Origin of the sequence: Stenotrophomonas sp. ZAC14D1_NAIMI4_1 (assembly GCF_003086775.1) — a bacterium.
Taxonomy (GTDB): domain Bacteria; phylum Pseudomonadota; class Gammaproteobacteria; order Xanthomonadales; family Xanthomonadaceae; genus Stenotrophomonas.
Genome location: NZ_CP026001.1, coordinates 1,800,041 through 1,826,706 on the forward strand (window position 1 = coordinate 1,800,041; position 26,666 = coordinate 1,826,706).

26 protein-coding genes and 1 tRNA gene are annotated in these 26,666 nt (G+C 67.0%); 24 read left to right on the top strand and 3 right to left on the bottom strand.

The annotated features are described in order from the left end of the window. Nucleotides 1-20: 20 nt before the first annotated feature. Entirely contained in the window at nt 21-560 is a 540-nt protein-coding gene (locus tag C1927_RS08445) for a Smr/MutS family protein (protein ID WP_108746434.1), read from the bottom strand. Between the two features lie 209 nt (nt 561-769). On the opposite strand from C1927_RS08445, the gene surE reads away from it, so the two are divergent. The 4 genes from surE to C1927_RS08465 are packed head-to-tail and all read left to right on the top strand — an operon-like array spanning nt 770 to nt 3,639. Continuing rightward, complete coding sequence (gene surE, locus C1927_RS08450) at nt 770-1,549, top strand: 5'/3'-nucleotidase SurE (protein WP_079221439.1); 780 nt, start codon at nt 770-772, stop codon at nt 1,547-1,549. Next, nucleotides 1,546-2,223, top strand: a complete 678-nt coding sequence (locus C1927_RS08455) for a protein-L-isoaspartate(D-aspartate) O-methyltransferase (protein WP_108746435.1) — start codon at nt 1,546-1,548, stop codon at nt 2,221-2,223. The genes surE and C1927_RS08455 overlap by 4 nt, the downstream gene beginning before the upstream one ends. A 19-nt stretch (nt 2,224-2,242) precedes the next feature. Then, nucleotides 2,243-2,857 (top strand): YqaA family protein, encoded by a 615-nt coding sequence (locus C1927_RS08460; protein WP_079221441.1) that lies wholly within the window; start codon nt 2,243-2,245, stop codon nt 2,855-2,857. Continuing rightward, nucleotides 2,854-3,639 (top strand): peptidoglycan DD-metalloendopeptidase family protein, encoded by a 786-nt coding sequence (locus tag C1927_RS08465; protein ID WP_079221442.1) that lies wholly within the window; start codon nt 2,854-2,856, stop codon nt 3,637-3,639. The genes C1927_RS08460 and C1927_RS08465 overlap by 4 nt, the downstream gene beginning before the upstream one ends. Before the next feature lie 227 nt (nt 3,640-3,866). On the opposite strand, the gene C1927_RS08470 is transcribed toward C1927_RS08465, so the two are convergent. Then, a complete protein-coding gene (locus C1927_RS08470; protein ID WP_079221443.1) occupies nt 3,867-4,241 on the bottom strand; it encodes an Mth938-like domain-containing protein in 375 nt (124 codons plus the stop codon). A 13-nt stretch (nt 4,242-4,254) separates the two neighbouring features. Beyond that, nucleotides 4,255-4,560 carry a ribosome assembly RNA-binding protein YhbY gene (gene yhbY / locus C1927_RS08475; RefSeq protein ID WP_079221444.1) on the bottom strand — a complete coding sequence of 102 codons (306 nt, stop codon included), beginning with the start codon at nt 4,558-4,560 and terminating at the stop codon, nt 4,255-4,257. A 65-nt stretch (nt 4,561-4,625) separates the two neighbouring features. Here yhbY and rlmE point away from each other — a divergent pair, with 65 nt between their 5' ends. The 20 genes from rlmE to C1927_RS08575 all read left to right on the top strand — a co-directional run bounded on the left by rlmE (nt 4,626) and on the right by C1927_RS08575 (nt 26,609). Further along, nucleotides 4,626-5,258 (top strand): 23S rRNA (uridine(2552)-2'-O)-methyltransferase RlmE, encoded by a 633-nt coding sequence (gene rlmE, locus C1927_RS08480; RefSeq protein WP_008265654.1) that lies wholly within the window; start codon nt 4,626-4,628, stop codon nt 5,256-5,258. Between the two features lie 65 nt (nt 5,259-5,323). Next, nucleotides 5,324-7,261, top strand: coding sequence for an ATP-dependent zinc metalloprotease FtsH (ftsH, locus tag C1927_RS08485; RefSeq protein WP_079221445.1), 1,938 nt, complete (start codon nt 5,324-5,326; stop codon nt 7,259-7,261). 101 nt (nt 7,262-7,362) lie between these two features. Then, nucleotides 7,363-7,551, top strand: coding sequence for a hypothetical protein (locus C1927_RS08490; protein WP_079221446.1), 189 nt, complete (start codon nt 7,363-7,365; stop codon nt 7,549-7,551). A gap of 187 nt (nt 7,552-7,738) precedes the next feature. Then, nucleotides 7,739-8,242: a hypothetical protein gene (locus C1927_RS08495; RefSeq protein WP_108746437.1), complete on the top strand. Its 504-nt coding sequence runs from the start codon at nt 7,739-7,741 to the stop codon at nt 8,240-8,242. Between the two features lie 115 nt (nt 8,243-8,357). Further along, the gene (gene folP / locus C1927_RS08500; protein WP_079221448.1) at nt 8,358-9,254 is read left to right on the top strand and encodes a dihydropteroate synthase; all 897 of its coding nucleotides are present in this window, start codon (nt 8,358-8,360) and stop codon (nt 9,252-9,254) included. After that, nucleotides 9,254-10,207, top strand: coding sequence for a tRNA (adenosine(37)-N6)-dimethylallyltransferase MiaA (miaA, locus tag C1927_RS08505; RefSeq protein WP_108746438.1), 954 nt, complete (start codon nt 9,254-9,256; stop codon nt 10,205-10,207). Before folP ends, miaA begins: the two co-directional genes overlap by 1 nt. A gap of 96 nt (nt 10,208-10,303) precedes the next feature. Next, nucleotides 10,304-10,579 (top strand): RNA chaperone Hfq, encoded by a 276-nt coding sequence (gene hfq / locus C1927_RS08510; RefSeq protein ID WP_079221450.1) that lies wholly within the window; start codon nt 10,304-10,306, stop codon nt 10,577-10,579. Between the two features lie 14 nt (nt 10,580-10,593). Next, on the top strand, nt 10,594-11,904 hold the full coding sequence (hflX, locus tag C1927_RS08515; protein ID WP_079221451.1) for a ribosome rescue GTPase HflX: 1,311 nt from the start codon (nt 10,594-10,596) through the stop codon (nt 11,902-11,904). A gap of 419 nt (nt 11,905-12,323) precedes the next feature. Next, entirely contained in the window at nt 12,324-13,631 is a 1,308-nt protein-coding gene (locus C1927_RS08520) for an MFS family transporter (protein WP_108746439.1), read from the top strand. A 61-nt stretch (nt 13,632-13,692) separates the two neighbouring features. Further along, nucleotides 13,693-14,193, top strand: a complete 501-nt coding sequence (locus C1927_RS08525; protein WP_174208681.1) for a CinA family protein — start codon at nt 13,693-13,695, stop codon at nt 14,191-14,193. Between the two features lie 35 nt (nt 14,194-14,228). After that, on the top strand, nt 14,229-15,911 hold the full coding sequence (gene ubiB, locus C1927_RS08530) for a 2-polyprenylphenol 6-hydroxylase (RefSeq protein ID WP_108746441.1): 1,683 nt from the start codon (nt 14,229-14,231) through the stop codon (nt 15,909-15,911). Between the two features lie 226 nt (nt 15,912-16,137). Further along, entirely contained in the window at nt 16,138-16,773 is a 636-nt protein-coding gene (lexA, locus tag C1927_RS08535) for a transcriptional repressor LexA (RefSeq protein ID WP_108746442.1), read from the top strand. A gap of 218 nt (nt 16,774-16,991) precedes the next feature. Beyond that, nucleotides 16,992-18,029 (top strand): recombinase RecA, encoded by a 1,038-nt coding sequence (gene recA, locus C1927_RS08540; protein WP_108746443.1) that lies wholly within the window; start codon nt 16,992-16,994, stop codon nt 18,027-18,029. A gap of 111 nt (nt 18,030-18,140) precedes the next feature. Continuing rightward, complete coding sequence (gene recX / locus C1927_RS08545; protein ID WP_079221457.1) at nt 18,141-18,629, top strand: recombination regulator RecX; 489 nt, start codon at nt 18,141-18,143, stop codon at nt 18,627-18,629. Between the two features lie 111 nt (nt 18,630-18,740). Beyond that, the gene (gene alaS, locus C1927_RS08550) at nt 18,741-21,389 is read left to right on the top strand and encodes an alanine--tRNA ligase (protein ID WP_108746444.1); all 2,649 of its coding nucleotides are present in this window, start codon (nt 18,741-18,743) and stop codon (nt 21,387-21,389) included. Nucleotides 21,390-21,540: 151 nt separating this feature from the next. Further along, nucleotides 21,541-21,744, top strand: coding sequence for a carbon storage regulator CsrA (gene csrA / locus C1927_RS08555; RefSeq protein ID WP_079221459.1), 204 nt, complete (start codon nt 21,541-21,543; stop codon nt 21,742-21,744). A gap of 79 nt (nt 21,745-21,823) precedes the next feature. Continuing rightward, a tRNA-Ser gene (locus tag C1927_RS08560) sits at nt 21,824-21,916 on the top strand. Nucleotides 21,917-22,243: 327 nt separating this feature from the next. Then, complete coding sequence (locus C1927_RS08565) at nt 22,244-22,753, top strand: sigma-70 family RNA polymerase sigma factor (RefSeq protein ID WP_108746445.1); 510 nt, start codon at nt 22,244-22,246, stop codon at nt 22,751-22,753. A gap of 79 nt (nt 22,754-22,832) precedes the next feature. Beyond that, entirely contained in the window at nt 22,833-23,987 is a 1,155-nt protein-coding gene (locus C1927_RS08570) for a FecR domain-containing protein (RefSeq protein WP_108746446.1), read from the top strand. A 90-nt stretch (nt 23,988-24,077) separates the two neighbouring features. After that, a complete protein-coding gene (locus C1927_RS08575) occupies nt 24,078-26,609 on the top strand; it encodes a TonB-dependent siderophore receptor (RefSeq protein ID WP_108746447.1) in 2,532 nt (843 codons plus the stop codon). Nucleotides 26,610-26,666 lie beyond the last annotated feature (57 nt).

A 26,666-nucleotide genomic window follows, 5' to 3' on the forward strand; every position in this document is an offset into this window, starting at 1 on the left:
GCCATGCGTGGATGCGGGGATCAACGCCGCGCCAGCAACACCAGCACCGCACCGGTGCCACCCTGGCCGGTCGGCGCCGAGTGGAACGCAAGCACGTCGTTGCGCAGCCGCAGCAGTCGGTCCACCAGGTTCTTCAACACCGGGGCGCCACCATCGGACTGCAGGCCCTTGCCATGGATGATGCGCACGCAGCCGTACTCGTGCGCGTGCGCTTCCAGCAGGAACTGGCGCAGCAGCATCTCGGCCTGCGCGGCGGTCGCGCCGTGCAGGTCCAGTTCGTCCTGCACCGAATACTGGCCGCGCTTCAGGCGCTGGAACATCCGCGGCGGCAGGTTGTCGCGGCGGTAGCTGGCGGTGTCGCCGGCTTCCAGCGGGCTGTTGTCGCGCAGCAGGCGGGCGAACTCACCCGCCGCCTCGGCTTCGTCGCGTTCGGCCATGCGCGCGCGCGGCTTCGGTCGCGGCGCCGCAGGCGCCGGCTCGACCTCCTTGCGCAGCGGCTTCACTTCGCCGATGGCCGCACGGAACAGGGCGGCCGGATCTTCATCTTCAGGGTGCGACATGCGCACAGGGTAAACCGCCCGCGCGGGTCTGCCTATGTCGATTCGATGACGCGCATCACCACCGGCAGGGTAGGACCGGCGGCCCGCTTGCGGCACAATACCCGACGCACTTGCGCGATCGCCGGTCCCCGACAGGGGCGCGGGCGGTCCCGCCCACGCGACAAGGTGACGGAATCGAATTCTTGGAAAATCAAGCGGTTAAATCGAAGATGCGCATCCTGGTCAGTAACGATGATGGCGTCGACGCCGCAGGCATCCGGATGCTTGCCGCCGTGCTGCGCGAGGCCGGCCATGAAGTGACGGTGGTCGCCCCCGACCGTGATCGTTCCGGTGCCAGCAATTCGCTGACGCTGGACCTGCCGATCCGGCTCAAGCGCATCGACCATTACACCGTCTCGGTGGCAGGGACCCCGACCGACTGCGTGCACCTGGCGCTGACCGGCCTGCTCGAATTCGAACCCGACATTGTCGTTTCCGGCATCAACAACGCCGCCAACCTCGGCGACGACGTCATCTATTCGGGCACCGTCTCGGCGGCGATGGAAGGTCGCTTCCTCGGCCTGCCGGCGGTGGCTGTTTCCCTGGTCACCCGCAACCACGACCCGAAGCACTTCGAGACCGCCGCGCGTGCCGCGGTGGAGATCGTCGCCCGCCTGAAGGCCGATCCGCTGCCGGCCGACACCATCCTCAACGTCAACGTGCCCGACCTGCCGTGGAGCGAGGTCAAGGGTTTCGAAGTGACCCGGCTGGGCAACCGTCATCGCGCCGAAGGCTGCATCGCGCAGAAGGACCCGCGCGGCAACGACGTGTACTGGATCGGCCCGGCCGGTCGTGAACAGGATTCCGGCCCCGGCACCGATTTCAATGCCGTGCGCACCGGCCACATCTCGATCACGCCCATCCAGGTCGACCTGACCCGCTACCAGGCACTTGAGAAGGTGGCCAGCTGGGTCGGCGGCCTCAGCGCCGCGCTGGACCAGCCGGCATGAGCCCGCGCCTGCGCCTGCAGCCGGAAGCGGTTGGCATCGGCATGACCTCGCAGCGCGTGCGCGACCGCCTGGTCGATCGCCTGCGCGAAGCCGGCATCGTCGACGAGTCCACGCTGAACGCGATCCGGGTGGTGCCGCGCCATCTGTTCATCGACGAGGCCCTGGCCTCGCGTGCCTACGAAGACACCGCGCTGCCGATCGGCCATGGGCAGACCATCTCGCAGCCGTGGGTCGTGGCCCGCATGACCGAGGCAGTGCTGCAGGTCGCGCCGCAGACGGTGCTGGAAGTAGGCACCGGCTCGGGCTACCAGGCCGCCGTGCTCGGCGCCGTGGGCCTGGAGGTCTACACCGTCGAGCGCATCGGCGATCTGCTGCGGCAGGCCCGCAAGCGTTTCCGCGCACTGGGCATGAACATCCGTACCAAGCATGATGACGGCCGCGTCGGCTGGGCCGAGCACGGCCCCTACGATGCGGTGGTGGTCACCGCGGCCGCGCCGGCCCTGGTCGATGCCCTGGTCGAGCAGCTGGCTGTGGGTGGGCGCCTGGTGGCGCCGGTGGGTGGCCCGGGTGGCCAGTCACTGGTGCAGCTGGACCGCAGGGAAGACGGCAGCATTGAACAACGCGTGCTGGCACCGGTCACGTTCGTGCCGCTGCTGTCTGGCATGCTCGATTGAATCCACGGAGCAGGGTTGCATGAAGATTTTCGGGCCGCTGTACGAGCGGGCGATGAAGTGGGCGGCGCACGAACGCGCGCCGACCTACCTGACGGTGTTGAGTTTCTTTGAAGCCATCATTTTCCCGGTCATGCCGGAAGTGATGCTGGCGCCGATGTGCGTAGCCCAGCCCAAGCGCGGCTGGTGGTTCGCCACGCTCAGCCTGGCCGGCTCCATGGTCGGCGCGGTGGTCGGCTATGCACTGGGGCATTTCGCCTTCGAGGCGATCAAGCCGGTGTTCGAGGCGCTGGGCATGCTGCCGGCCATCGAGCAGGGCATCGCCACCGTGCAGGCCAAGATGGCCGAGTCGCCGTGGGCGGTGTTCACCTTCCTGGTGCTGGGGGGCTTCATGCCCATCCCGATGAAGGTCTTCACATGGGCTTCGGGTATCGTCGGCGTGCCCATGCCACAGTACCTGCTGAGCATGTTGATCGGCCGCGGCAAGCGCGTGTACGTGCTGGCCGCGGTCATCCGCATCGGTGGTGCGCGTGCCGAAGCGGCGCTGCGCCGCTGGATTGAACCGCTGGGCTGGATCGCCACCGCGCTGGTGGTGGGGCTGGTTGCCTGGCTTGTATGGAGGTCGAAGTTCGCATGAGTGCAGATTGTCTGAGCAAGGGAGTGCGCATCGGCGCGCTGGCGTTGCTGGTATCCACCCTGGCCGCCTGTGGCACCGCCACCGTCGTCCGCCCCGGCGGCAGCAGCGGTGGCACCACTGTCAGCACGCCGAAGACTTCGGTCGCCAAGCCCGGGCAGACCGTGGTCGTGCGCAAGGGCGACACGATCTACGCGCTGGCCCGCATCCATGACATCACGCCGGCCGACCTGATCGCCTGGAACCGGCTGGACAATCCCTCGCAGATCTACCCGGGGCAGGTCATCCGCCTGTATCCGGCCGGCGCCACCGGTGGCCGCGCGCCGACCACGGTGGTGACCCCGCCGCGCGGCACCGCAGGCACGACGACGCCGACGCCGGTCGCGACGGCCCCGGTCGGGCCGGTGAAGAGCAACATCGACTGGCGCTGGCCGGCCGACGGCGCGATCGTCGGTCGTTACGTGGCGGGTGATGCGACCAAGCAGGGCGTGGACATCGCCGGCTCCAGCGGCGCGGCCGTGCGCGCCACCGCCAATGGCGTGGTGGTGTATTCCGGTGCCGGCCTGGTCGGCTACGGCGAGCTGATCATCATCAAGCACAGTGACCAGTGGCTGTCGGCCTATGGCCACAACCGCAAGCGCCTGGTCAACGAAGGGCAGAGCGTCAAGGCGGGTGAACAGATCGCCGAGATGGGCCGCACCGGGGCCAATCGCGACATGCTGCACTTCGAGATCCGCTACAACGGCAAGCCGGTCGACCCGCAGCAGTATCTGCCGGCGCGCTAGCGCAGGCAGATACGGGTAGCGCCGGGCCACGCCCGGCGGCTCTTCGCGACCAAACAAAAACGCCCGAGCATCGGCTCGGGCGCTACAGACAACCTGTAATCCAGGGTAGCGCCGGGCCACGCCCGGCGGCTTTTCGCGACCAAACAAAAACGCCCGAGCATCGGCTCGGGCGCTACAGACAACCTGCAATCCAGGGTAGCGCCGGGCCACGCCCGGCGGCTCCGGCCTCAACCTTCCAGAATGAAGGCGGCGGCCACCTTGCGGCCTTCGCCGGCAAGGATGTTGAACGTGCGCGCGGCGGCCGGATTGTTCATCACTTCCAGGCCGATGCCGCGCGACAGGCAGGCCGCCATCACGGCCGCCGGCGGAAATACCTGGCGGTCGCCGGTGCCCAGCACGATCAGCGCCGGGTTCAGCGCAAGAATCGCTTCGATATCGGCCGGCTGCAGGTCGGACGCCTGGCGCACCGGCCACTCCGCGACCAGCTGGTCGGGGGTCAGGAAGAAGCTTTGCCCCAGCACCAGGTCGTTGACCCTGGCCGAGCGGCCGTCGGCGGCGCGCAGGCTGTAGGCGTAATCGGGCGGTTCGTGGTTCAGCTGCATGGGGGCAGGGCGATCAGCCGCGCGGCAGCACGATCTGGCGCTGTTCCTTGCTCGGGCGGTACAGCACGGCGACGTGGCCGATGCGCTGCACCAGTGCCGCCTCGGTGGCTTCGACGATCTCGGCGATCATCGCGTCACGGGCGTCACGGTCCTCGGCGGCAACCTTCACCTTGACCAGTTCGTGGCGTTCCAGGACTTCGTTCAGCTCGGCGATGAAGGCCGGGGTGATGCCTTTGCCGCCGGTCTGCAGCAGGGCCTTGAGGTCGTGGGCGTGGCCGCGCAGGAAACGGGTCTGGGAGGCGGTCAGTGCGATGGACATGCAGGAAAAGGGGGTTGAATGGGACGATCAGGGTATCATGACGACCCCATCAGCCCCTATTTCCAATGGCCACCCGTAGCAAAAGCAGCCAGCGCTGGCTCAAGGAACACTTCTCCGACCCCTTCGTGAAGAAGGCGCAGGCCGAAGGCATGCGCTCGCGCGCAGCCTACAAGCTCGAGGAGCTGCTCGAACGTGACCGGTTGCTGAAGCCGCACATGGTGGTGGTCGACCTTGGTGCGGCTCCGGGCGGCTGGTCTCAGCAGGTCCGGAGACAGATTGGCGATACCGGCCGCGTGCTGGCGCTGGACATCCTGGACATGCCGCCGCTGGCCGGTGTGGAGTTCCTTCACGGTGACTTCAGGGAAGAAACCGTCCTATCGCAGTTTGAAGCCATGCTCGGGGATCAGCCGGTAGACCTTGTGCTGTCGGACATGGCCCCCAATAAGAGTGGTGTGGGCGCGGTCGACCAGCCGCGGATGATGCACCTGGCCGAGCTTGCGCTGGACTTTGCCGACAACCACCTCAAGACCGGTGGGGCGTTCCTGATCAAGCTGTTCCAGGGCGAAGGCTTTGACGACTATGTGCGCGAGATGCGCCGCCGGTACGACAAGGTCTCCATCCGCAAGCCGGAAGCCTCGCGCAAGCGCTCGCCCGAGGTGTATGCCTTGGGACAGGGAAAACGCGCCCACATGAAGTAAGCTCGCCGAGTACGCTCGACCCCAACGCAAGACCCGCACTAAGAGGAACGCCGGAGCCAATGAGGATGAACGACTTGACCAAGAACCTCCTGCTATGGGTGGTCGTCGCCGTCGTGCTGATGGTGGTCTTCCAGAGCTTCTCGCCCAAGTCCTCCGGGGCCGGGGCGCAGGGCGCGACGTATTCGCAGTTCCTGGACCAGGTGGACAGCGGCAACGTGCAGAAGGTCACCTTCGGTGGCGATTCGCGCGGCCTGACCAACCAGATCACCTACACCACCCGTGGCGGCCAGACGGCCACCATCGCCGCGCCGGCTGATCGCGACCTGATCAACGTGCTGCGCACCAAGAACGTGGACATCGTGCAGGAAGAGCCGTCCAGCGGCATTTCCTTCGCGGCCATCCTGATGAACTTCCTGCCGGTCATCCTGATCATCGGCTTCTGGCTGTTCATCATGCGCCAGATGCAGGGCGGTGGCGGCGGTGCCAAGGGCGCGATGTCCTTCGGCAAGTCGCGCGCCAAGCTGCAGGGCGAAGACCAGATCAAGGTGACCTTCGCCGACGTCGCCGGCTGCGACGAGGCCAAGGAAGAAGTGGGCGAACTGGTCGATTTCCTGCGCGACCCGTCCAAGTTCACCAAGCTGGGCGGCAAGATTCCGCGCGGCGTGCTGATGGTGGGCCCGCCGGGTACCGGCAAGACGCTGCTGGCCAAGGCCATCGCCGGCGAAGCCAAGGTGCCGTTCTTCTCGATCTCCGGTTCTGACTTCGTCGAAATGTTCGTCGGCGTCGGCGCCAGCCGCGTGCGCGACATGTTCGAGCAGGCCAAGAAGCACGCGCCGTGCATCATCTTCATCGACGAAATCGACGCCGTCGGCCGCCATCGTGGTGCCGGCCTGGGCGGCGGTCACGACGAGCGCGAGCAGACCCTGAACCAGCTGCTGGTCGAGATGGACGGCTTCGAGGGTGGTGAAGGCGTGATCGTCATCGCCGCGACCAACCGTCCGGACGTGCTGGACCCGGCGCTGCTGCGCCCGGGCCGCTTCGACCGCCAGGTTGTGGTCGGCCTGCCGGACGTGAAGGGCCGCGAGCACATCCTGAAGGTGCACATGCGCAAGCTGCCGCTGGCCGACGATGTCGAGCCGATGGTGATCGCGCGTGGTACCCCGGGCTTCTCCGGTGCCGACCTGGCCAACCTCTGCAACGAGGCGGCCCTGTTCGCCGCGCGTGGCAACGAGAAGGAGGTCCGCATGGACCACTTCGACCGTGCCCGCGACAAGATCCTGATGGGTGCCGAGCGCCGCTCGATGGCCATGAGCGAGGACGAGAAGACCCTGACCGCTTACCACGAAGCCGGCCACGCCATCGTCGGCCGCCTCGTGCCCGAGCATGACCCGGTCTACAAGGTCACCATCATCCCGCGCGGCCGTGCGCTGGGCGTGACCATGTACCTGCCGGAAGGCGACAAGTACTCGATGAACCGCGTGGCGATCAAGTCGCAGCTGTGCTCGCTGTACGGTGGCCGCGTGGCCGAGGAACTGATCTTCGGTGCCGACAAGGTCACCACCGGTGCCTCCAACGACATCGAACGAGCCACCAAGATGGCCCGCAACATGGTCACCAAGTGGGGCCTGTCCGACCAGCTCGGCCCGATCGCCTATGGCGAAGAGGACGACGAGGTGTTCCTGGGCCGTTCGGTCACCCAGCACAAGAGCGTGTCCAACGACACCGCGCGCCGCATCGACGAGGAAGTGCGCAACATCCTCGACGAAGCCTATGCACGCACCACCGAGCTGATGACCGCCAACATCGACAAGCTGCATGCGATGTCGCAGCTGCTGCTGCAGTACGAGACCATCGACGCGCCGCAGATCGACGCCATCATGGAAGGCCGCGATCCGCCGCCGCCGGCAGGCTGGAACAAGTCCAACAAGGACGGTGGTGGCAACGACAAGGGCGGCGACGCCCGTCCGCTGCCGCCGATCGCCGGCCCGGCCGAGTCGCACTGACGGCCCGCCATTGCTGATTGCAGACGAGGCCGGGGAAACCCGGCCTCGTTGTTTCCGGGCCCGCCGCCCGACCGAATTCACCGCCTTACGCTGGAGCCCGCATGTCCGTTCCCCCGCCGCAACCGATTTCCCATACCGTCGAAATGGTCATCGCCACCATCGTCGGCGTTGCCGTGGGCCTGACCGTGGACAACCTGCTGCTGGGCTGCGGCGTCGGCATCGCCGTCGGCATCCTGCTGAGCATCATCAAGACCCTGTACGTGGATCGGAAGCGCCGCCGGCCGCGTTGAGTATTTTCCCGGCAGGGCTGCGCCCTGCCTCTGACAGATTCCTGCAACTGTTGGTGGGTGCCGACCGTTGGTCGGCACGGTAGATCCACGCCATGCGTGGATCAGGCCTTGCGCGGTACCTCTGCTGCGCGTCAGGATGCGCCACCACGGCCGCCATAGGGGGAGGCCGGGTTTACAGGGGATCACCATGAAACTGCTGCTTCCGCTTGCCCTCGCAGGGCTGGCGACCGTTGTCCTGCCCGCTGCGGCCGCTGAGATACGCGTCGTGCAGCCGGTGCCTTTCGCTGATTCGGCGATCATTGCCGACGCCATCAGGAGCGAGTGCACCATCGGTGCCACATTGGCGCAGTCGCTCGCCAGCAATGCCGTCCGCCACGGCAACACCCTGGTGTCCGGGCCGGTGGGTGCCGACAGCGGCAATGGGCGCTCGTTGAGGCTGGAGCTGGTCGAAGCGCAGAGCGCAGGCAACGCCTTTGTCGGGCATTTCAAGTCTGCCGCGGTGCGTGGTGTCCTGTTCGAGGATGGCCACCAGGTCGCGACGGTCACCGCAAGGCGAATCTCCCGCGGGGGCGCCTTTGCTGGCTTCAAGGGCTCCTGCACGGTGCTCGACCGCACCGTCAATGCGATCGGCGAAGATCTGGCGGCCTGGCTGGCTGCACCGACGGACAACGCGCGCCTGGGCGACTTCTGATCGGGGCGGAACTGCCGTATCCGGTTTCGGTGCCGGCGCCCAGCCGGCACCACCCCCGGATGCAGCGTGCGGCCCTGCGGACTTAAACTAACCACCGTTGCCCGCAGGATCACCCATGTTCGATATCTCCCCCCAGCTCGACTGCGCCGGCCGCATCCTGCGCCTGGACCGTGCCCGGGTCATGGGCATCGTCAATGTCACCCCGGATTCGTTCTCCGATGGTGGCGCCCATGACAGCACCGACGCGGCCGTGGCCCATGGCCTGAAGCTGGTGGAGGAGGGCGCCGACCTGCTCGACATCGGTGGCGAGTCCACCCGCCCGGGCGCCGCGCCGGTGTCGGTGGAAGAAGAACTGCAGCGCGTGCTGCCGGTGATCGAACAGCTCGCTGCCCGCACCACCGTGCCGATCAGCATCGACACCTTCAAGCCGGAGGTGATGCGCGCGGCCGTGGCGGCCGGCGCCGGCATGATCAACGACATCTTCGGCCTGCGCCAGGACGGCGCGCTCGACGCGGCTGCCGACACCGGCGTGCCGGTGGTGCTGATGCACATGCAGGGCGAACCCGGCCACATGCAGGCCGACCCGCATTACGACGACGTGGTGGCCGAGGTCCATGGCTTCCTCGTGCAGCGCCTGTTCGCCGCCGAAATGGCCGGCATTGCCAGGAAGAATCTGCTGATCGACCTGGGCTTTGGTTTCGGCAAGACCACGGCCCACAACATGACCCTGCTGGCCCGGTCCGAGCGTTTCCTGGAACTGGGCGTGCCGATGCTGGCCGGCCTGTCGCGCAAGCGCAGCCTGGGCGAGCTGACCGGCCGTGCGGTGGCGACCGAGCGCGTGGCGTCGTCGGTGGCTGCACATCTGATCGCGGTCCAGCGCGGCGCCCGCATCGTGCGCGTGCACGACGTGGCCGCCACGGTGGATGCATTGAAGATCTGGGAGGCCGTGGATGCGGTCCCGACGCCCCGCGCCGATGCCGCGCCGTCGATCCGCTGGCCGGACGACGAGTGATGGCCGTCGACCAGCGTCCGCTGGCGATCGCGGTGATGGGCCCGACCGCCAGTGGCAAGACCGCCACGGCGATCGCCCTGGCCCGTCAGCTGGACGGTGAGATCGTCAGTGTCGATTCGGCGCTGGTCTACCGCGGCCTCGATATCGGTTCGGCCAAGCCCGATGCCGCCGAGCGGGCGCAGGCACCGCACCACCTGCTGGACCTGCGCGACCCGTGGCAGACCTATTCGGCGGCCGAGTTCGCCGCTGACGCCGGCCGCGTGGTGGCCGACATTATCGCCCGCGGCAAGACCCCGATCCTGGCCGGTGGCACCGGCCTGTATTTCCGCGCCCTGCTGCAGGGGCTGTCGCCCATGCCCGAGGCCGACCCGGCGATGCGCGAGGTGCTGAGCGCCGAGGCTACAGAGCGCGGCTGGGCCGCCCTGCATGCTGAACTGGCGCAGGTCGATCCGGCCGCTGCCGCGCGCATCCACGCCACCGATCCCCAGCGCATCCAGCGTGCGCTGGAGGTCTACCGCCTGACCGGCACGCCGATCAGTGAATGGCAGCGCCGCCCCGGCGTGGCGCCGCTGCCGGTGCGCACCCTGAAGCTGATCCTGGCCCCGCGCGACCGCGCCGTGCTGCACCAGCGCATCGAGGCCCGCTTCGATGCGATGCTGGGCGAGGGCTTCCTCGACGAGGTGCGTGCCCTGCGGGCCCTGCCGCAGATGGCGGCCGTGGCCGCGCCGCTGGACCTGCCGGCGGTGCGTGCGGTCGGCTATCGCCAGGCCTGGGAATTCCTGGACGGGCAGGGCGACGCCGCCCGCTTCCGCGACAAGGCGATCTTCGCCACCCGTCAGCTGGCCAAGCGCCAGCTGACCTGGCTGCGTGGCGAGCTTGATGCGCGCTGGTTCGATCCCCATATCGACCAGGAGCGCCTGGCAAGCGCAGTGTCGACCTTCGTCGCACGCTGAACCGCCGCTGGCCGTGTAACATCATGGGCCGGCGGGCGGCTCGGGGGCCGTGGCAACCGCCGGCAACCCAATAAGAACAATAATCAGGAGTTAGCAATGTCCAAGGGGCAATCGCTGCAGGATCCTTTCTTGAATGCACTGCGGCGCGAACGCGTGCCGGTTTCGGTGTACCTGGTCAACGGCATCAAGCTGCAGGGCACGATCGAATCGTTCGATCAGTTCGTGGTCCTGCTGCGCAACACCGTCAGCCAGATGGTCTACAAGCACGCCATTTCCACCGTCGTGCCGGCGCGTAACGTGAAGGTCGGGCCGGGTGGTGGCTATGTGCAGTCGGGTGAAAACGGTCAGGCGGGTGATGAAGCAGACGAGTAATTCTGGAGCGGTGAATGTTTGACCGCTCGAAAAAGGGCGAAAACGCCCTGTTGATCCAGCCCCACTTCGGCAAGCTGGAAGACGACGTGCTGGAAGAGTTCGGTGATCTGGCCCGCTCGGCAGGGGCCAGCATTGCCGCCACCATCACCGCGCGCCTTGACCGTCCCAACCCGTCGACCCTGATCGGCAGCGGCAAGCTGGACGAGATCAAGGCGGCGGCCGATGCAACCGGCGCCGACCTGATCCTGGTCAACCACTCGCTGAGTCCGGGCCAGGAACGCAACCTGGAACGTTTCCTGGAGCGCCGGGTGATCGACCGTACCGGCCTGATCCTGGACATCTTCGCCCAGCGTGCGCACAGCCACGAAGGCAAGCTGCAGGTGGAGCTGGCGCAGCTGCGCCACCTTGCCACGCGGCTGGTGCGCGGCTGGACCCACCTGGAGCGCCAGCGCGGCGGTTCCATCGGCCTGCGGGGCCCGGGTGAAACCCAGCTGGAAACCGACCGCCGCCTGTTGCAGAAGCGGGTGGAGCAGCTGCAGAAGCGGCTGGAGAAGGTCGAGGTGCAGCGCACCCAGATGCGCCGCGCGCGCCTGCGCAGTGAACTGCCGCGCGTCGCCCTGGTCGGCTACACCAATGCCGGCAAGTCGACGCTGTTCAATGCCCTGACCGGCGCCGAGGCGTACGCGGCCGACCAGCTGTTTGCCACCCTGGACCCGACCGTGCGTCGCATCGCCGTACCCGGCGGCAGCGTCGTGCTGGCCGATACGGTGGGCTTCGTGCGCGACCTGCCGCATGACCTGGTCGCCGCGTTCCGCTCGACCCTGTCCGAGGCGCGCGAGGCCGACTTCCTGCTGCACCTGGTCGACGCCGCCGATCCGCACCGCGAGGAGCGCATCGCCCAGGTCGACGAAGTGCTGACTGCGGTCGGCGCCGGCGACCTGCCGCAGCTGCTGGTGTTCAACAAGATCGACCGCATCGAGGGCGGCGAGGTCCGCCACGACGGCCAGGACGGCATTCCCGATCCTTCGCGCCGCGAGCGGGTCTGGATTTCCGCCCGCGACGGGCAGGGCCTGGAGCTGCTGCAGAGCGTGCTGGGCAAGCGCCTGGGCCTGCAGCACGTCACCGGCGAGCTGCGCCTGCCGCCCAGCGCCGGCCGCCTGCGCGCGCGCCTGCACCAGCTGGAAGTGATCCGCAGCGAGACGGCTGACGAAGACGGCTGGCTGCTGCAGGTGGACATCCCGATCGCCGAAGCTGAAAAGCTGGCTGCCAGCGCCGACGGCGGCCCGATCCGCGCCCTGCTGCCGGAAAAACTGCCGGAGTGGTGAACCACGACGGGTGGGGTCAGAGCCCTTTGCTGCGCAAAGGGATCTGACCCCGTGCCGACCAACGGTCGGCACCTACCAAAGCAGATCTCCGTTCCGACAGATCGCGGAAAACTGTCGAAGGCGGGGCACTGTGGGTTTGCGGGGTGTGAGCCGCATGGATGCGGCGACCAAGCCCCCATGGACGGGTTCACGGCGTCCCCGCAAACCCACAGTGCCCCGCCATCCCACGGATACCAGCATTTGACGTTGCCGTTGCCGTTGATTGCGGCAGGTGCAGGGCTGCAAGCCCTGCTGGAACACTCCATCCCGCACTACCGGCCGATTACCGCACTCCAGCCGCCCGATAGTGCACATCCGCTCACGCCCGCCGGGCGGATGATCCGAGGGTCTGCCCCCACGGCACCCCCGGAGTCCCTTCCATGTCCCACGTCAGCACCGACGCACTCCCCCAGTACACCGCGGCGGAGAAACGCCACCGCGTGTTCGCCATCATGTCGGCCTCGTCCGGCAACCTGGTGGAGTGGTTCGACTTCTACGTCTACGCGTTCTGCGCCATCTACTTCGCCGGCGCCTTCTTCCCGGCGTCCAACCCGACCGTGCAGCTGCTCAACACCGCCGGCGTGTTCGCCGCCGGCTTCCTGATGCGGCCCATCGGTGGCTGGCTGTTCGGCCGCATCGCCGATCGCCTCGGCCGCAAGAAGTCCCTGCTGATCTCGGTCAGCATGATGTGCGGCGGCTCGCTGATGGTCGCCTGCCTGCCGACCTACGCCAGCATCGGTGCGATGGCGCCGGTCCTGCTGCTGGTCGCGCGCCTGATCCAGGGCCTGTCGGTCGGTGGCGAGTACGGCACCACGGCCACCTACATGAGCGAGGTTGCCCTGCGCGGCCAGCGCGGCTTCTTCTCCTCGTTCCAGTACGTCACCCTCATCGGTGGCCAGCTGCTGGCGGTGCTGGTCATCGTCATCATGGAAGCCCTGCTGAGCGAAGCAGAGATCCGCGCCTGGGGCTGGCGCATCCCGTTCGTGCTTGGCGCCGTCGCCGCCGTGGTCGCGCTGCTGCTGCGCCGTACCCTGCATGAAACGCAGAGCGAGGCCGACCGTGGCGACAAGGATGCCGGCAGCCTGTCGGCGCTGTTCCGTGACCACAAGGCCGCCTTCTTCACCGTGCTCGGCTATACCGCTGGCGGCTCGCTGATCTTCTACACCTTCACCACCTACATGCAGAAGTTCCTGGTCAACACGGTGCACCTGCCCATCAAGACCGCCAGTTACGTGATGACCGGCGCGCTGTTCCTGTACATGTGCATGCAGCCGCTGTTCGGCATGCTGTCCGACCGCATCGGCCGCCGCACCAGCATGATGCTGTTCGGTGCGCTGGGCGCGCTCACCACCGTGCCGATCCTGATCACCCTGCAGCACGTCACCAGCCCGTGGGCGGCCTTCGGGCTGATCGTGCTGGCGCTGGCCATCGTCAGCTTCTACACGTCGATTTCCGGCATCGTGAAGGCCGAGATGTTCCCGCCGCAGGTGCGCGCGCTCGGCGTCGGCCTGGCCTACGCCATCGGCAACGCGATCTTCGGCGGCAGCGCCGAGTACGCCGCGCTGGGCCTGAAGAGCCTGGGCCATGAACAGCTGTTCTTCTGGTACGTCACGGTGATGATGGTGGTGGCGTTCCTGGTCAGCCTGCGCCTGCCGCGCCAGGCCCGCTACCTGCACCACGACCACTGAGGGGCAGGGGAGGACAGCGCCGCCGTTCTGCGGTACAAGATGACCGTTGCTACCTCGATCCATGCCGATGTCCTTCCCCTCCGACGCCGATCTCCATGCCCAGGCCGCCGCGCTTGGGCAGCGCCTGCAGCAGGCCTCGCTGCAACTGGTCACCGCTGAAAGCTGCAGCGGTGGCTGGATCGCCAAGTGCATGACCGATATCGCCGGTTCCTCGGCGTTCTTCGACTGCGGCATGGTGGTCTACAGCTATGAAGCCAAGCAGCGCCTGCTGGGCGTGCGCGCGCAGACCCTGGAGCAGTTCGGCGCGGTCAGCCGCGAGGCCGTGCTGGAAATGGTGTCCGGCGCGCTGATCAATTCCGGTGCCGGTATCGCCGTGGCCGTGACCGGCATCGCCGGCCCGGGCGGCGGCAGCCCGGACAAGCCGGTCGGCAGTGTCTGGATCGGCTGGAAGCGCCGCGGCGGTTACGCACGCGCCGAGCTGTTCCAGTTCGACGGCGACCGCGAAGCCATACGGCGGCAGACCGTCGCAGCCGCCCTGCACGGTATCGACGCCCAGCTGTGACATGCTGGCCCGGTATCGAACCGGAGTAGGCATCGATGTGGGAGACGCTGGGTACCGTCCGTGACCTTGGCCGGTTGCAGGAAATCGCGGCCGTCCTGATCCGTTACGGCTTCGGCGACGTGGTCCGGCGCATCGGCCTGGCCACCGTGCTGGAGCGCGCCGGCCGGCTGCTGCACTGGAACGAGGAAAGCCAGCAGATGCTGCGCATGACCGCGCCGGTGCGGGTGCGCAGCGCACTGCAGGATCTCGGCCCGACCTTCGTCAAGCTGGGCCAGGTGCTGGCCACCCGTGTCGACCTGCTGCCGCCGGAATGGATCGCCGAGCTTTCCGAACTGCAGAACGCGGTGCCGGCGCTGCCGTATGCCGCCATCCGCGAACAGTTGGAGTCCGACCTGGGGGCATCGCCGTCCCAGGTGTTCGCCTTCCTCGATGAAACGCCGATGGCCGCGGCGTCGCTGGCCCAGGCCCACCGCGCGCGCCTGCACGATGGCCGGGAAGTCGTGTTGAAGGTGCGCCGGCCCGGCATCCGCGATGTGGTGGAAGCCGACCTGCGCCTGCTGGCGCGCCTGGCGGAGATCGTCGAGGCGCGCCTGCCCGACCTGCGTCGCTATCGCCCGGCCGAAGTGGTCCAGCAGTTCACCGTATCGCTGCGCCGCGAGCTGGATTTCGCCGCCGAGTGCCGCAATGCCGAGCGCATCGCCCGCAACTTCCACGGCCGCGACGACATCCTGATTCCCGAGGTGCACTGGCAGTGGACCTGCGAGAGCCTGAACGTCCAGGATTTCGTCGATGGCATTCCCGGCCGTGACCTGGCCGGCGTGGATGCGGCGGGGCTGGACCGCCGTGAGCTGGCCCGGCGCGGTGCCGACATCGTGCTGAAGATGGTGCTGGAGGACGGCAGCTTCCACGCCGACCCGCACCCCGGCAACATCATCTACCTGCGCGACGGCCGCATCGGGGTGATCGATTTCGGCATGGTCGGCGCGCTCTCCGAGGTGCGCCGGTTCCAGGTCGCGCAGTTGCTGCACGGCCTGGTCGAGCAGGACCCGCAGGGCGTGGCCGACGTGTTGCTGGACTGGGCCGGTGGGGTGGAGGTGGACGAGAACCGGCTGCAGCACGACATCAGCCAGTTCGTCGACCAGTACCGCGGCGTGCCGCTGAAGGACCTGCGCATCGGCCTGATGCTGGGCGACATCACCCAGTTGCTGCGCAGCTACAGCCTGACCCTGCCAGCCGACCTGGCGCTGATGATCAAGGCCTTCCTGACACTGGAAGGCATGGGTCGCCAGCTTGACCCGGATTTCGACATGGCCAGCGCCGCGCGCCCGTTCCTGGAGCGGGTGGTATTGCAGCGCTACGCACCGCGGGCCCTGCTCAAGCGCGGACGGCGCAGCCTGCTGGGAATGATCGATTTCGCCGGCGAACTGCCACGCGACCTGCGCAAGCTGGTCCAGGCCGCGCGCCGTGGGCGCCTGCAGCTGAAGGTGGAAACCAGCGCGCTGCAGGGCTTCGGCGACCAGGTGAACCGCGCCGCCAACCGCCTGGTGATGGGCATCGTCACCGCCGCGCTGATCATCGGCTCGTCCATCGTGATGCACAGCGTGGGCGGCATCTCCAGCCGCTGGCTGCTGGCCCTGGGCGTCTGCGGCTTCGTCGGTGCCGGTTTCTGCGGGGTCTGGATCCTGTTCTCGATATGGAGAAGCGGTAAGCACGCGTAGCGTGCTTACCGCAGCGGTTCCCCCCGGGAACCGCGGAATCGCGGCGCGATTCCTGTAGAGCCGACCGCTGGTCGGCTGCTCTTGCTCCTGAGCTTCTACCGCGATTGCCGAGCATAGGCTCGGCACTACAGCCGGTAGCGCCATGCCATGCCCGGCGGCCGTTCCCGAAGCCCCGTGTCGCCCCAGGCACTTGCACACCCATCAGTTAGTAGTAATACTACTAACCATGGACCTGACCGACACCCAGCAGGCGATCCTGCAGTTGATCGCCGAGCGTATCGAGAGCGAAGGCGCACCGCCGTCGCAGACTGAAATCGCACGTGCATTCGGCTTCAAGGGCGTACGCGCAGCCCAGTACCACCTGGAGGCCCTGGAGCAGGCCGGTGCGATCCGTCGCATCCCCGGCCAGGCCCGCGGCATCCGCCTGGTACAGGCGCCGCCGATCGAGAAGCTGGCCGAACCCGGGTTGCCCGACAGCGTCCTGCGCCTGCCGGTGCTGGGCCGGGTCGCCGCCGGCCTGCCGATCGGCGCCGACATCGGTTCGGACGATTTCGTGGTGCTGGACCGGGTGTTCTTCTCGCCGGCCCCGGATTACCTGCTGAAGGTGCAGGGCGATTCGATGATCGACGAGGGCATCTTCGACGGCGACCTGATCGGCGTGCATCGCACCCGCGACGCGCATTCCGGGCAGATCGTGGTGGCCCGCATCGACGACGAGATCACCGTGAAGCTGCTGAAGATCGCCAAGGATCGCATCCGCCTGCTGCCGCGCAACCCCGACTACAAGCCGATCGACGTCCTGCCCGACCAGGATTTCGCGATCGAGGGGCTGTACTGCGGCCTGCTGCGTCCCAACCGCTGAGCCTGCTGCGGCAGCACCGTTCCACCAGCATTACCCCGCGGTCTTTTGTGGCGATTCTCTGGTTCCACTGAGGTTGGTACGGATGTCCGATAATTCTTTTCTGAGCGCCGGGCAGAATCTCAGCCTGTGCGATACATCCGACTTAAAGTGAACCCATGGCAAAGAAGACCCCGAAAGACAGCACCCCCAACGACATGACCTCTGCTAGGAGCAACACGATGGACGAGAACAAAAAGCGCGCATTGGCTGCTGCTCTGGGCCAGATCGAGAAGCAGTTCGGCAAGGGCTCGGTGATGCGCATGGGCGACCGCGTGGTCGAACCCGTTGAAGCGATCCCGACCGGCTCGCTGATGCTCGACATCGCACTGGGCATCGGTGGCCTGCCGAAGGGTCGTGTCGTTGAAATCTACGGTCCGGAGTCGTCGGGCAAGACCACCCTGACCCTGCAGGCCATCGCCGAATGCCAGAAGATGGGCGGCACTGCCGCGTTCATCGACGCCGAGCACGCACTGGACCCGATCTACGCCGCCAAGCTGGGCGTGAACGTGGACGACCTGTTGCTGTCGCAGCCGGATACCGGTGAGCAGGCGCTGGAAATCGCCGACATGCTGGTCCGCTCGGGCTCGGTGGACATCCTGGTGGTCGACTCGGTTGCCGCGCTGACCCCCAAGGCCGAAATCGAAGGCGAAATGGGTGACCAGCTGCCGGGCCTGCAGGCCCGCCTGATGAGCCAGGCGCTGCGCAAGCTGACCGGCAACATCAAGCGCTCCAACACCCTGGTGGTCTTCATCAACCAGCTGCGCATGAAGATCGGCGTGATGATGCCGGGCCAGAGCCCGGAAGTGACCACCGGCGGCAACGCGCTGAAGTTCTATGCCTCGGTGCGCCTGGACATCCGCCGTATCGGCGCGATCAAGAAGGGCGACGAGATCATCGGCAACCAGACCAAGATCAAGGTCGTCAAGAACAAGCTGGCGCCCCCGTTCAAGCAGGTCATCACCGAGATCCTGTACGGGGAAGGCATCAGCCGCGAGGGCGAGCTGATCGACATGGGCGTGGATGCCAAGTTGGTCGAGAAGGCCGGTGCCTGGTACAGCTACGGTGAAGAGCGCATCGGCCAGGGCAAGGACAACGCCCGCGGCTACCTGCGTGACAACCCGACCGTCGCCGCCAAGCTCGAGGCCGAGCTGCGCGAGAAGTTCCAGCCGTCCGAAGCCGCCCGCGAGGAAGGCGACGACGAGGGCGACGACGAGTAAGACTTGCTGTGGGGCAGGGCGGCGCCGTCAGTGACGTCGCCCTGTCCCGCAGGTTCGAACCGCCCACGGACGGGCAGGGTGCCAGGGACGGCGCCACCCTTGGAGTAGCAGATGTCCGATGCCGACGCCCCCACCGGCCGCAAGCGCCGGCCGCGCGAACAGACCCCCGTACAGCGTGCCTTGGGCCTGCTGGTACGGCGTGAGCATTCGCGCAAGGAGCTGACCCGCAAGCTGACCGCACGCGGTATTGAAGGCGAGGCCGCCGAGGCTGCCGTTGCCAAACTGACCGAGGCCGGCTGGCAGGACGACACCCGCTTTGCGGAAAATCTCGTCCGGATGCGCGCCAATACCGGCTATGGGCCCATCCACGTCCGTGCCGAGCTGGGGACCCATGGCCTGGACAGCGCGGCGATCGCCGCCGCGATGGAGACCTACGAGGGCGACTGGCAGGAAAATGCCCGCGATCTGGTTCGCCGCCGCTTTGGCGAGGATGGCCCGCAGGATCTGGCGCAGCGGCGCAAGGCCGCCGATCTGCTGGCCCGGCGGGGCTTCGACGGGGACAGTATCCGCCGTGCGACCCGCTTCGACCCGGATGACTGAGACTGGCGGCGCCGGGCCTGATACCCTTTAGGTTTTCGGCGGTCCGTTACGACCCTGGCCAGTGAGGCCGGCGGTTCGGGGCTGCCGGCCCGCACACTGCCAGCCCCCTCAATGAACGCACCCGCCAAATTCACGACCTCCCAGATCCGCAGCGACTTCCTTGAGTTCTTCAAGGGCAAAGGCCACACCATCGTGCCGTCGGCGCCGCTGGTGCCGGGCAATGATCCGACCCTGCTGTTCACCAACTCCGGCATGGTCCAGTTCAAGGACGTGTTCCTGGGCGCGGAAAAGCGCAGCTACGTGCGCGCGGCCGACGTCCAGCGCTGCCTGCGCGCCGGTGGCAAGCACAACGATCTCGACCAGGTCGGCTATACCGCGCGTCACCACACCTTCTTCGAAATGCTGGGCAACTGGTCCTTCGGTGATTACTTCAAGAAGGACGCCATCGCCTGGGCATGGGAACTGCTGACCCAGGTCTGGAAGCTGCCGGCCGAGCGCCTGCTGGTCACCGTCTACCAGACCGACGATGAGGCCTACGCGCTCTGGCGCGACATGGTCGGCATCCCGGAAGAGCGCATCGTGCGCATCGGCGACAACAAGGGCGCCCCGTACGCGTCGGACAACTTCTGGCAGATGGCCGACACCGGCCCCTGCGGCCCGTGCACCGAGATCTTCTACGACCACGGCGACCACATCGCGGGCGGCCCACCGGGCTCGCCGGATGAAGATGGTGACCGCTTCATCGAGATCTGGAACCTGGTGTTCATGCAGTTCGACCGCCAGAGCGACGGCACGCTGGTGCCGCTGCCGGCACCCTGCGTGGATACCGGCATGGGCCTGGAGCGCCTGGCGGCGATCCTGCAGCACGTGCACACCAACTACGAGATCGACCTGTTCCAGGCGCTGATCCGCAAGGCGTCCGAGCTGACCGGCATGGCCGACCTGGAGAACAAGTCGCTGCGCGTGATCGCCGATCACATCCGCGCCTGCTCGTTCCTGATCGTCGACGGCGTGCTGCCGTCCAACGAAGGCCGCGGCTATGTCCTGCGCCGCATCATCCGCCGCGCCCTGCGCCACGGCTGGATGCTGGGCGTGCGCCAGCCGTTCTTCAGCAAGCTGGTGCCGACCCTGGTCGAGCTGATGGGTGAGGCGTACCCGGAACTGCCGGCCCAGGCCGACACCGTCGTCCGTGCGCTGCAGGCCGAGGAAGAGCGTTTCGCCGAAACCCTCGATGCCGGCATGAAGATCTTCGAGGACGTGGCGGCCAAGGCAAGCAACGGCGTGATCCCCGGCGTTGACGCCTTCCGCCTGTACGACACCTACGGCTTCCCGCTGGACCTGACCCAGGACATCGCCCGCGAGCGCGAGCTGACGGTCGATACCGACGGCTTCGACGCGGCGATGGAGCAGCAGCGCGAGACCGCGCGTGCCGCCGGCAAGTTCGGTGGCGGCGTGACGCTGCCGGCCGAGCTGGTGGCGACGCTGACCCCGACCCTGTTCCTGGGCTACGACCGCCTGCAGGCCGATGGCCTGACCGTGCTGGCCCTGCTCAAGGACGGCCGCCCGGCGCAGTCGGCAGATGCCGGCGACGCGGTGATCGTCATCACCAACCAGACGCCGTTCTACGCCGAATCCGGCGGCCAGGTGGGTGACACCGGCGTGCTGACCGGCAACGGTGTGCGCCTGGTGGTGAGCGACACCCAGAAGTTCGCGGGCCAGTTCCATGGCCACGTCGGCACCCTGTCCGAGGGCGGCCTGAAGGTCGGCGACGTGCTGTCCGGCCAGGTCGATGGCGAGCGCCGTGGCGCCACCATCCTCAACCATTCGGCCACCCACCTGCTGCATGCCGCCCTGCGCGAAGTGCTGGGCACCCACGTGCAGCAGAAGGGTTCGCTGGTCGCACCGGACCGCCTGCGTTTCGACTTCTCGCATTTCCAGCCGATCAGTGTCGAAGAGCTGGCCGTGATCGAACGCAAGGTCAACCAGCAGGTGCGCGCCAACAACGCCGCTGAAGTGCACAACATGGGCATGCAGGAAGCGCTGGACTTCGGCGCGATGGCCCTGTTTGGCGAGAAGTACGGCGAGAACGTCCGTGTGCTGAAGATGGGCGATTACTCCACCGAACTGTGTGGCGGTACCCACGTCAGCCGCACCGGTGACATCGGTCTGTTCAAGATCACCTCCGAAGGCGGTGTCTCGGCGGGCGTGCGCCGCATCGAGGCCGTCACCGGCCAGGGTGCCCTGGATTACGTGGACGCCGAGGAAGCCCGCCTGGCCGAAGCGGCCGAACTGCTCGGCGGCAGCGCCGCCGACGTGGTCGAGAAGATCCGTGCCCTCGGCCTGCGCCAGAAGCAGCTGGAACGCGAACTGGAAGCTGTGAAGGCCAAGGTCGCCGCCGGCGCCACTGCGGACCTTTCCGGCCAGGCCGTCGAGGTTGCCGGTGTGAAGGTGCTGGCCGCACGCCTGGAAGGCTTTGATGCCAAGGCCCTGCGTGACGCCATGGACCGCCTGAAGCAGCAGCTGGGCAACGCCGTGATCGTGCTGGCCGGTACCCAGGACGGCAAGGCTGCCCTGGTCGCGGGTGTGAACGGCAGTGCAATGGGCAAGGTCAAAGCCGGGGAACTGTTGTCCCACATCGCCAGTCAGATCGGGGGCAAGGGCGGCGGACGCCCGGACCTCGCCCAGGGTGGTGGCGAGGACGGGCCCGCCCTTGCTACCGCTCTGGCCGCGGTCGTCGAATGGGTCAGCCCCCGCCTGTGATGTGAACCCCTGCCGTCCCCCTCCTTGTAGGAGCGGGACGGCTGACGGTACCATTGCGAAATCTTTTCCCTTTGTCGTGGGGACGCTTCTTGACGGAGCGTCAAGCCGGTGGGGGATACCCTTCCACACGGTTCCATGGAGACTTGCAAAAATGTTGATCTTGACTCGCCGCGTCGGCGAAACCCTGATGATCGGAGACTCGGTGAGCGTCACCGTGCTCGGCGTCAAGGGCAACCAGGTGCGTATCGGTATCACCGCGCCGAAGGACGTTGCTGTGCATCGCGAAGAGATCTACCAGCGCATCCAGCGTGGTGACGAAGCCGGCAGCACCGGAAGCGAAAATTCCGGCGAATAAAAGCTTTACCTTCGCGTCTGATTAACGTTATGATTCACGCCCCGCTGAGGTGCACCGCACCAGACGCGGAGAAAACCCCGGAGCGATGCCCGAGTGGCTGAAGGGGCTCCCCTGCTAAGGGAGTATAGGGTCAAAAGCTCTATCGAGGGTTCGAATCCCTCTCGCTCCGCCAGATACAAGAAAGCGCCCGTAGATCTTCGATCTGCGGGCGTTTTTCGTTGTGCGCGTATTTTCTCCGCGCAGGTATCTGTCGCGCCGTACACCGCAGTGATGACGCGCTTCCAGAAAGATGCCGCGCGTGCATGTCACGACGTGCCCGTGCACATGTGTTTGATCAATCAGCACACCATTGCTACCCATCCGGATCACGATGCGCAGTTCTCGCTTACGGAACGGCAGGCGGGCAGATCATCAACACAACGCTATAAACGCGAGTACGTCTCATTTAGAATCGTGCGTCGTCGACAACAACGACAGACGGGTCTGGAGCGACTCTGCTTTGGCAGCGCACTACTACAAGGAACTTCTGAACTTCTGCGCCCGCAACCTGCGGGACAGGGCGGCGGCAGCCGATCTGGTGCAGGAGGCCTATGCGCGCCTGCTGGGTGCGCAGCAGTCCGGTGCCGCTGTCGAGAACCCCCGCGCCTTGTTGTACCGGACCACCCGCAACCTGCTTACGGACCAGTACCGGCGCAACGAAGTGCGCGGCCACGCCAGCCTGGAGGCGCTGCCGGAGGAGGAGCAACCCGCAGCGCCCGCGCACCTGCAGCCCGACGAAGTGCTTGGTGCATGCCAGTACGCGCAGGCGCTGCAGGCCACCATCGAAAGCCTCCCGCCGCGTTGCCGTGAGGCGTTCGTGCTCAATCGCTTCGAGGGCTTGTCGCACCAACAGGTCGCCGAGCGCATGGGCATTTCGCGCAACATGGTGGCCCAGCACGTGATCCGCGCTGTACTGGCCTGCAAGGCCTGCGAAGACCACTGCCAGGAGACGACGAAGCGGAGCGGGTAGGGCAGGACGCTGTCACCGTCCGACCTACACTGATCGCGCTTACGTGCGTCTACCCAGACAAGAGCCTGCATCCCGCCCCATGAGCCAGCCTGATTCCCGCCACGCCGTCGATCGCCCTGATGCACCGCCTCGCCAGCAGGAGGAGGCCGATGCGCGCGAAATGGCTGGCGCCCTGCAGGATGAAGATCCGCTCGATGTAGCGGCGGCCGCCTGGATGGTGCGACTGCAGGATGGGCTGACCGCCGCGGAGCAGGACGAGTTCGAGCAATGGCTGGCCGAAGACCCGGCGAACGCGCCGGCGCTTGCACGGCTGCAGGGCACCTGGGACAGCCTGGCGCAGCTGCCCGCTGCAGCCGTGGAGGCGCTGAAGGCAAGCCTGCCCGCACCGCCATCATCCGCGTCCGCTGTGCCGCGTCCGCGCAGGCGCGCGTCGGCTGCATCGTCAGCACGCCACGCCCGGTCGCCAGCCCTCAGCCGCCTGTTCCCGCGCGCCGCTGCTGCCTTTGTGGCCTTCGTTGCGTTGGGGGGTGCCTGGTTCGCCTGGAACAGTTGGCAACGCCAGCCAACGTTCGAGCAGTCATTCGCTACGGTGCGCGGCGAGCAGCGCCAGGTGCTGCTGCCCGATGGCAGCATGCTGTGGCTGGATACCGCGACCCGTGCCGATGTGAGCCTGTACCGCACGCGGCGCGAAGTGCGCCTCTCCACCGGGCAGGTGTTCTTCGCCGTGCATCACGACGCGCAGCATCCCTTCGATGTGTTGACTGCCAATACCCGCGTGACCGTAGTGGGCACGCGCTTCTCGGTGCGACGTACCGGCAGCGGCCTGGGCGGCGATGGCCACGTGGGTGTCGCCGTGGAAGAAGGCCATGTACGTGTGGCCAAGGTGCAGGAACCGGATGCGGCGGGTAACGCGGTGGATCTGCTGGCGGGCCAGTCGGTCATTGTTGGACCGGGCGGCACGCCTGGACCGGTCGGAAACGCGGTCGACATGGCCTGGCGCGAGGGACGCGCCAGCTTCAATGGCACCCGGTTGGACGAGGCGCTGGCCGAGTTCGAGCGCTATGGCGATACCGGTCTGGTCATCCGTGATCCTGCGGTCGCTGCGCTGGAAGTGCAGGGCAGCTTCAACCTGCGGCAGGCAGCCGCCTTTGCCAGGGCCTTGCCGCAGGTGCTGCCGGTGCGCCTGGATACGCGTGACGGGCGCACGGAAGTGGTCTCGTCCGGCGCAAAGTGAGGGGGAAGGAATTTCGCGGATGACCTCAACACATGCCGGGGTCGTGCGTCTGCACAGGTAGGAATCACACTACCTTGGAGCTCCCCCCGCATGTCGCACCCGTTCCTCCGCCTCGCGCCGCTTGCGCTGGCCACCGCCGTCGCCCTGCCGCTGCTGGCAACCGTCGCTGCGCCAGCCCATGCCCAGGCCACTTCCGTTGGCACCGTCACGATCTCGCTGCGCGCGCAGCCGCTGGGCACCGCGTTGAATGAGCTGGCGCGGCAGGCGCAGCTGCAGCTGATGGTGCATCCGGACCTGGTGGCGGGCAAGCAGGCTCCGGCCGTGTCGGGGCGGCTGACGCCGCAGCAGGCGCTGGAGAAGGTGCTGGCCGGTAGTGGCCTGAGCGCTGACATCCAGGGATCGGATGTGATCGTGCGTCGCGCACCGGACCGCCATGAAGATGACAGGACGGTCGGCACGCTGCGCGAAGTACGCGTGGAGGCGCGGCGCCTTGGTGAAACCGAAGGTACCGGCTCCTACACCAGCGACGGCCTGACGATCGGTAAGACGGCGCAGGCCATGCGCGAACTGCCGCAGTCGGTCTCGGTGCTGACCAAGCAGCGCCTGGAAGACCAGAACATCACTGACCTGGGCAAGGCCGCCGAGCAGATCGTCGGCCTGACCGTCCAGGACAGTGGCCATCGCCTGACTGATATCTATTCGCGCGGCTTCGCCATCGACAGCGTGCAGATCGATGGCGGTGCGCCGATGTCGACCTCCAGTGGCAATTACACCTTCATCTCCTACGACATGACCGAGTTCGACCGTGTCGAAGTGCTGCGTGGCGCGGCCGGCCTGCTCAACGGCACCGGGAACCCGGGCGGCGCGGTGAACCTGGTGCGCAAGATGCCGACTGCGGTGCCGCAGTTCAAGATCACCGCCAGTGCCGGCAGCTGGGACAACTACCGTACCGAGATCGATGCCTCCGGCCCGCTCGCCTTCGACGGCAAGCTGCGCGGTCGCGCGGTGGCTGCGTATGACGACCGGAAGTACTTCACCGACCTGCGTTCCACCCGCAAGCCGACTTTCTATGGCGTGCTGGAAGCTGACGTCGGTCCCGATGCGGTGGTGGCGGTGGGCGCGCGCTACCAGCACGTCAAGGAAAACGGTACGCCCCAGGGCTTCCCGCGCTACAGCAACGGCGCCGACCTCGGCCTGCCGCGGCATACCGCGCTGACCTCGCCGTGGGCGTTCGAGGACACCACCTCGACCGAGTTCTTCGCCAAGCTGAGCTGGCGCGTGGCGCCGCGCTGGACCATGCGGGTCAATGCGACGTTCACCGAGGAAGACCGCGACGTCAACGGCGGCTATGTCTCCGGTGCGGTCAATCCGACCACCCTGGCCGGCTCGCGCTGGGTCGGCTCGGACCAGCACAGCTGGAACCGCCAGCACATGATCGACCTCAACCTCAGCGGCGCGTTTGATCTGTTCGGGCGGACGCATGAGCTGCTGGTCGGCGCGGACATGCAGGACATCCGCAGCCGCTGGCAGAGCTTCGTCGTAGAACGTGCCACCGGCCAGGTGGCCAACCTGTTCGATATCGGCTCGACGCCCTACGCGCCGGGCAACCTGGCGCGTGGCCAGCTGTTCCGCAGCTACGATCCCAACGACACCCGCCAGTACGGCGTCTACGGCACGCTGCGGCTGGAAGTGGCCGACAACACCAAGGTGGTCGTCGGTGCGCGCGCCAACAAGTACAAATTTGATCAGATCTACAGCACCTACCTGGATGCCAGCTGGCAGATGACCGATACCTGGCGCGTGGCCAGCGCCACCCAGTACAGCGAGCCGACCCAGGTCGTACCGTTCGGTGGCGTCATCTACGATCTCTCGCCGCAGTGGTCGGCGTATGCCAGCTACGCCGAGATCTTCAATCCGCAGGCCTATTACAAGTCCGGCCCGGCACCGGGCAGCGGCCTCAAGCCGATGCACGGCAGCAATACGGAAGTGGGTGTGAAGGGCGAGCTGCTTGATGGCCGCCTCAACACGTCCTTCGCGCTGTACCGGGTGATCCAGAAGGATCGTGCGATCCAGGATGCGCGCTACCCGATCACCGAAACGCTGTTTGCCGGCACCTGCTGCTATGTCAATTCCGGCAAGGTGGTCAGCCAGGGCGTTGATATGGAGGTGAACGGCGAGGTCGCGCGTGGCTTGAACCTGTACGCCGGCTACACCTTCAACAGCAACCGCAACAAGACCGACAGCGCGGTGTTCAGCACGATCACGCCGAAGCACTCGCTGAAGTTCTTCGGCACCTGGCAGCTGCCGGGCGCGGCCTCGGCGTGGAAGATCGGCGGTGGCGCGACGATCAACAGCAACCAGTACGTAAAGGGCACTGCGGCGACCTGGAATGAGTCCGCGCAGAACTGGACTGGCCCGAGCACGGCTTTTGCCTATACCCAGGCCGGCTATGCGGTGTGGAATGCGATGGTGGAGTACCGGGTGAACCCGCACTGGCAGGTCGCCCTCAACGGCAACAACCTGTTCGACAAGTGGTACTACCGCACCGTGGGCTCGTCTACCCTGGGCAACTACTACGGCGAACCGCGCAACTGGATGCTGACCCTGCGGGGCAGCTACTGATGCGATAGGTGAGGAAGCCAGCGCCCGCAGATCACATCCGCGGGCGCTGCGTGCATC

Bases quoted from the DNA above. Each gene is read 5' to 3' on its own strand.
- recA (WP_108746443.1), top strand. From the start codon at position 16,992: ATGGACGAGAACAAAAAGCGCGCATTGGCTGCTGCTCTGGGCCAGATC.
- yhbY (WP_079221444.1), bottom strand. From the start codon at position 4,560: ATGTCCATCGCACTGACCGCCTCCCAGACCCGTTTCCTGCGCGGCCAC.
- C1927_RS08455 (WP_108746435.1), top strand. From the start codon at position 1,546: ATGAGCCCGCGCCTGCGCCTGCAGCCGGAAGCGGTTGGCATCGGCATG.
- C1927_RS08470 (WP_079221443.1), bottom strand. From the start codon at position 4,241: ATGCAGCTGAACCACGAACCGCCCGATTACGCCTACAGCCTGCGCGCC.
- C1927_RS08460 (WP_079221441.1), top strand. From the start codon at position 2,243: ATGAAGATTTTCGGGCCGCTGTACGAGCGGGCGATGAAGTGGGCGGCG.
- csrA (WP_079221459.1), top strand. From the start codon at position 21,541: ATGTTGATCTTGACTCGCCGCGTCGGCGAAACCCTGATGATCGGAGAC.
- surE (WP_079221439.1), top strand. From the start codon at position 770: ATGCGCATCCTGGTCAGTAACGATGATGGCGTCGACGCCGCAGGCATC.
- hfq (WP_079221450.1), top strand. From the start codon at position 10,304: ATGTCCAAGGGGCAATCGCTGCAGGATCCTTTCTTGAATGCACTGCGG.
- C1927_RS08465 (WP_079221442.1), top strand. From the start codon at position 2,854: ATGAGTGCAGATTGTCTGAGCAAGGGAGTGCGCATCGGCGCGCTGGCG.
- C1927_RS08575 (WP_108746447.1), top strand. From the start codon at position 24,078: ATGTCGCACCCGTTCCTCCGCCTCGCGCCGCTTGCGCTGGCCACCGCC.
- folP (WP_079221448.1), top strand. From the start codon at position 8,358: ATGTTCGATATCTCCCCCCAGCTCGACTGCGCCGGCCGCATCCTGCGC.
- C1927_RS08495 (WP_108746437.1), top strand. From the start codon at position 7,739: ATGAAACTGCTGCTTCCGCTTGCCCTCGCAGGGCTGGCGACCGTTGTC.
- recX (WP_079221457.1), top strand. From the start codon at position 18,141: ATGTCCGATGCCGACGCCCCCACCGGCCGCAAGCGCCGGCCGCGCGAA.
- ubiB (WP_108746441.1), top strand. From the start codon at position 14,229: ATGTGGGAGACGCTGGGTACCGTCCGTGACCTTGGCCGGTTGCAGGAA.
- C1927_RS08520 (WP_108746439.1), top strand. From the start codon at position 12,324: ATGTCCCACGTCAGCACCGACGCACTCCCCCAGTACACCGCGGCGGAG.
- ftsH (WP_079221445.1), top strand. From the start codon at position 5,324: ATGAACGACTTGACCAAGAACCTCCTGCTATGGGTGGTCGTCGCCGTC.
- C1927_RS08490 (WP_079221446.1), top strand. From the start codon at position 7,363: ATGTCCGTTCCCCCGCCGCAACCGATTTCCCATACCGTCGAAATGGTC.
- alaS (WP_108746444.1), top strand. From the start codon at position 18,741: ATGAACGCACCCGCCAAATTCACGACCTCCCAGATCCGCAGCGACTTC.
- C1927_RS08445 (WP_108746434.1), bottom strand. From the start codon at position 560: ATGTCGCACCCTGAAGATGAAGATCCGGCCGCCCTGTTCCGTGCGGCC.
- hflX (WP_079221451.1), top strand. From the start codon at position 10,594: ATGTTTGACCGCTCGAAAAAGGGCGAAAACGCCCTGTTGATCCAGCCC.
- lexA (WP_108746442.1), top strand. From the start codon at position 16,138: ATGGACCTGACCGACACCCAGCAGGCGATCCTGCAGTTGATCGCCGAG.
- C1927_RS08525 (WP_174208681.1), top strand. From the start codon at position 13,693: ATGCCGATGTCCTTCCCCTCCGACGCCGATCTCCATGCCCAGGCCGCC.
- C1927_RS08570 (WP_108746446.1), top strand. From the start codon at position 22,833: ATGAGCCAGCCTGATTCCCGCCACGCCGTCGATCGCCCTGATGCACCG.
- miaA (WP_108746438.1), top strand. From the start codon at position 9,254: ATGGCCGTCGACCAGCGTCCGCTGGCGATCGCGGTGATGGGCCCGACC.
- rlmE (WP_008265654.1), top strand. From the start codon at position 4,626: ATGGCCACCCGTAGCAAAAGCAGCCAGCGCTGGCTCAAGGAACACTTC.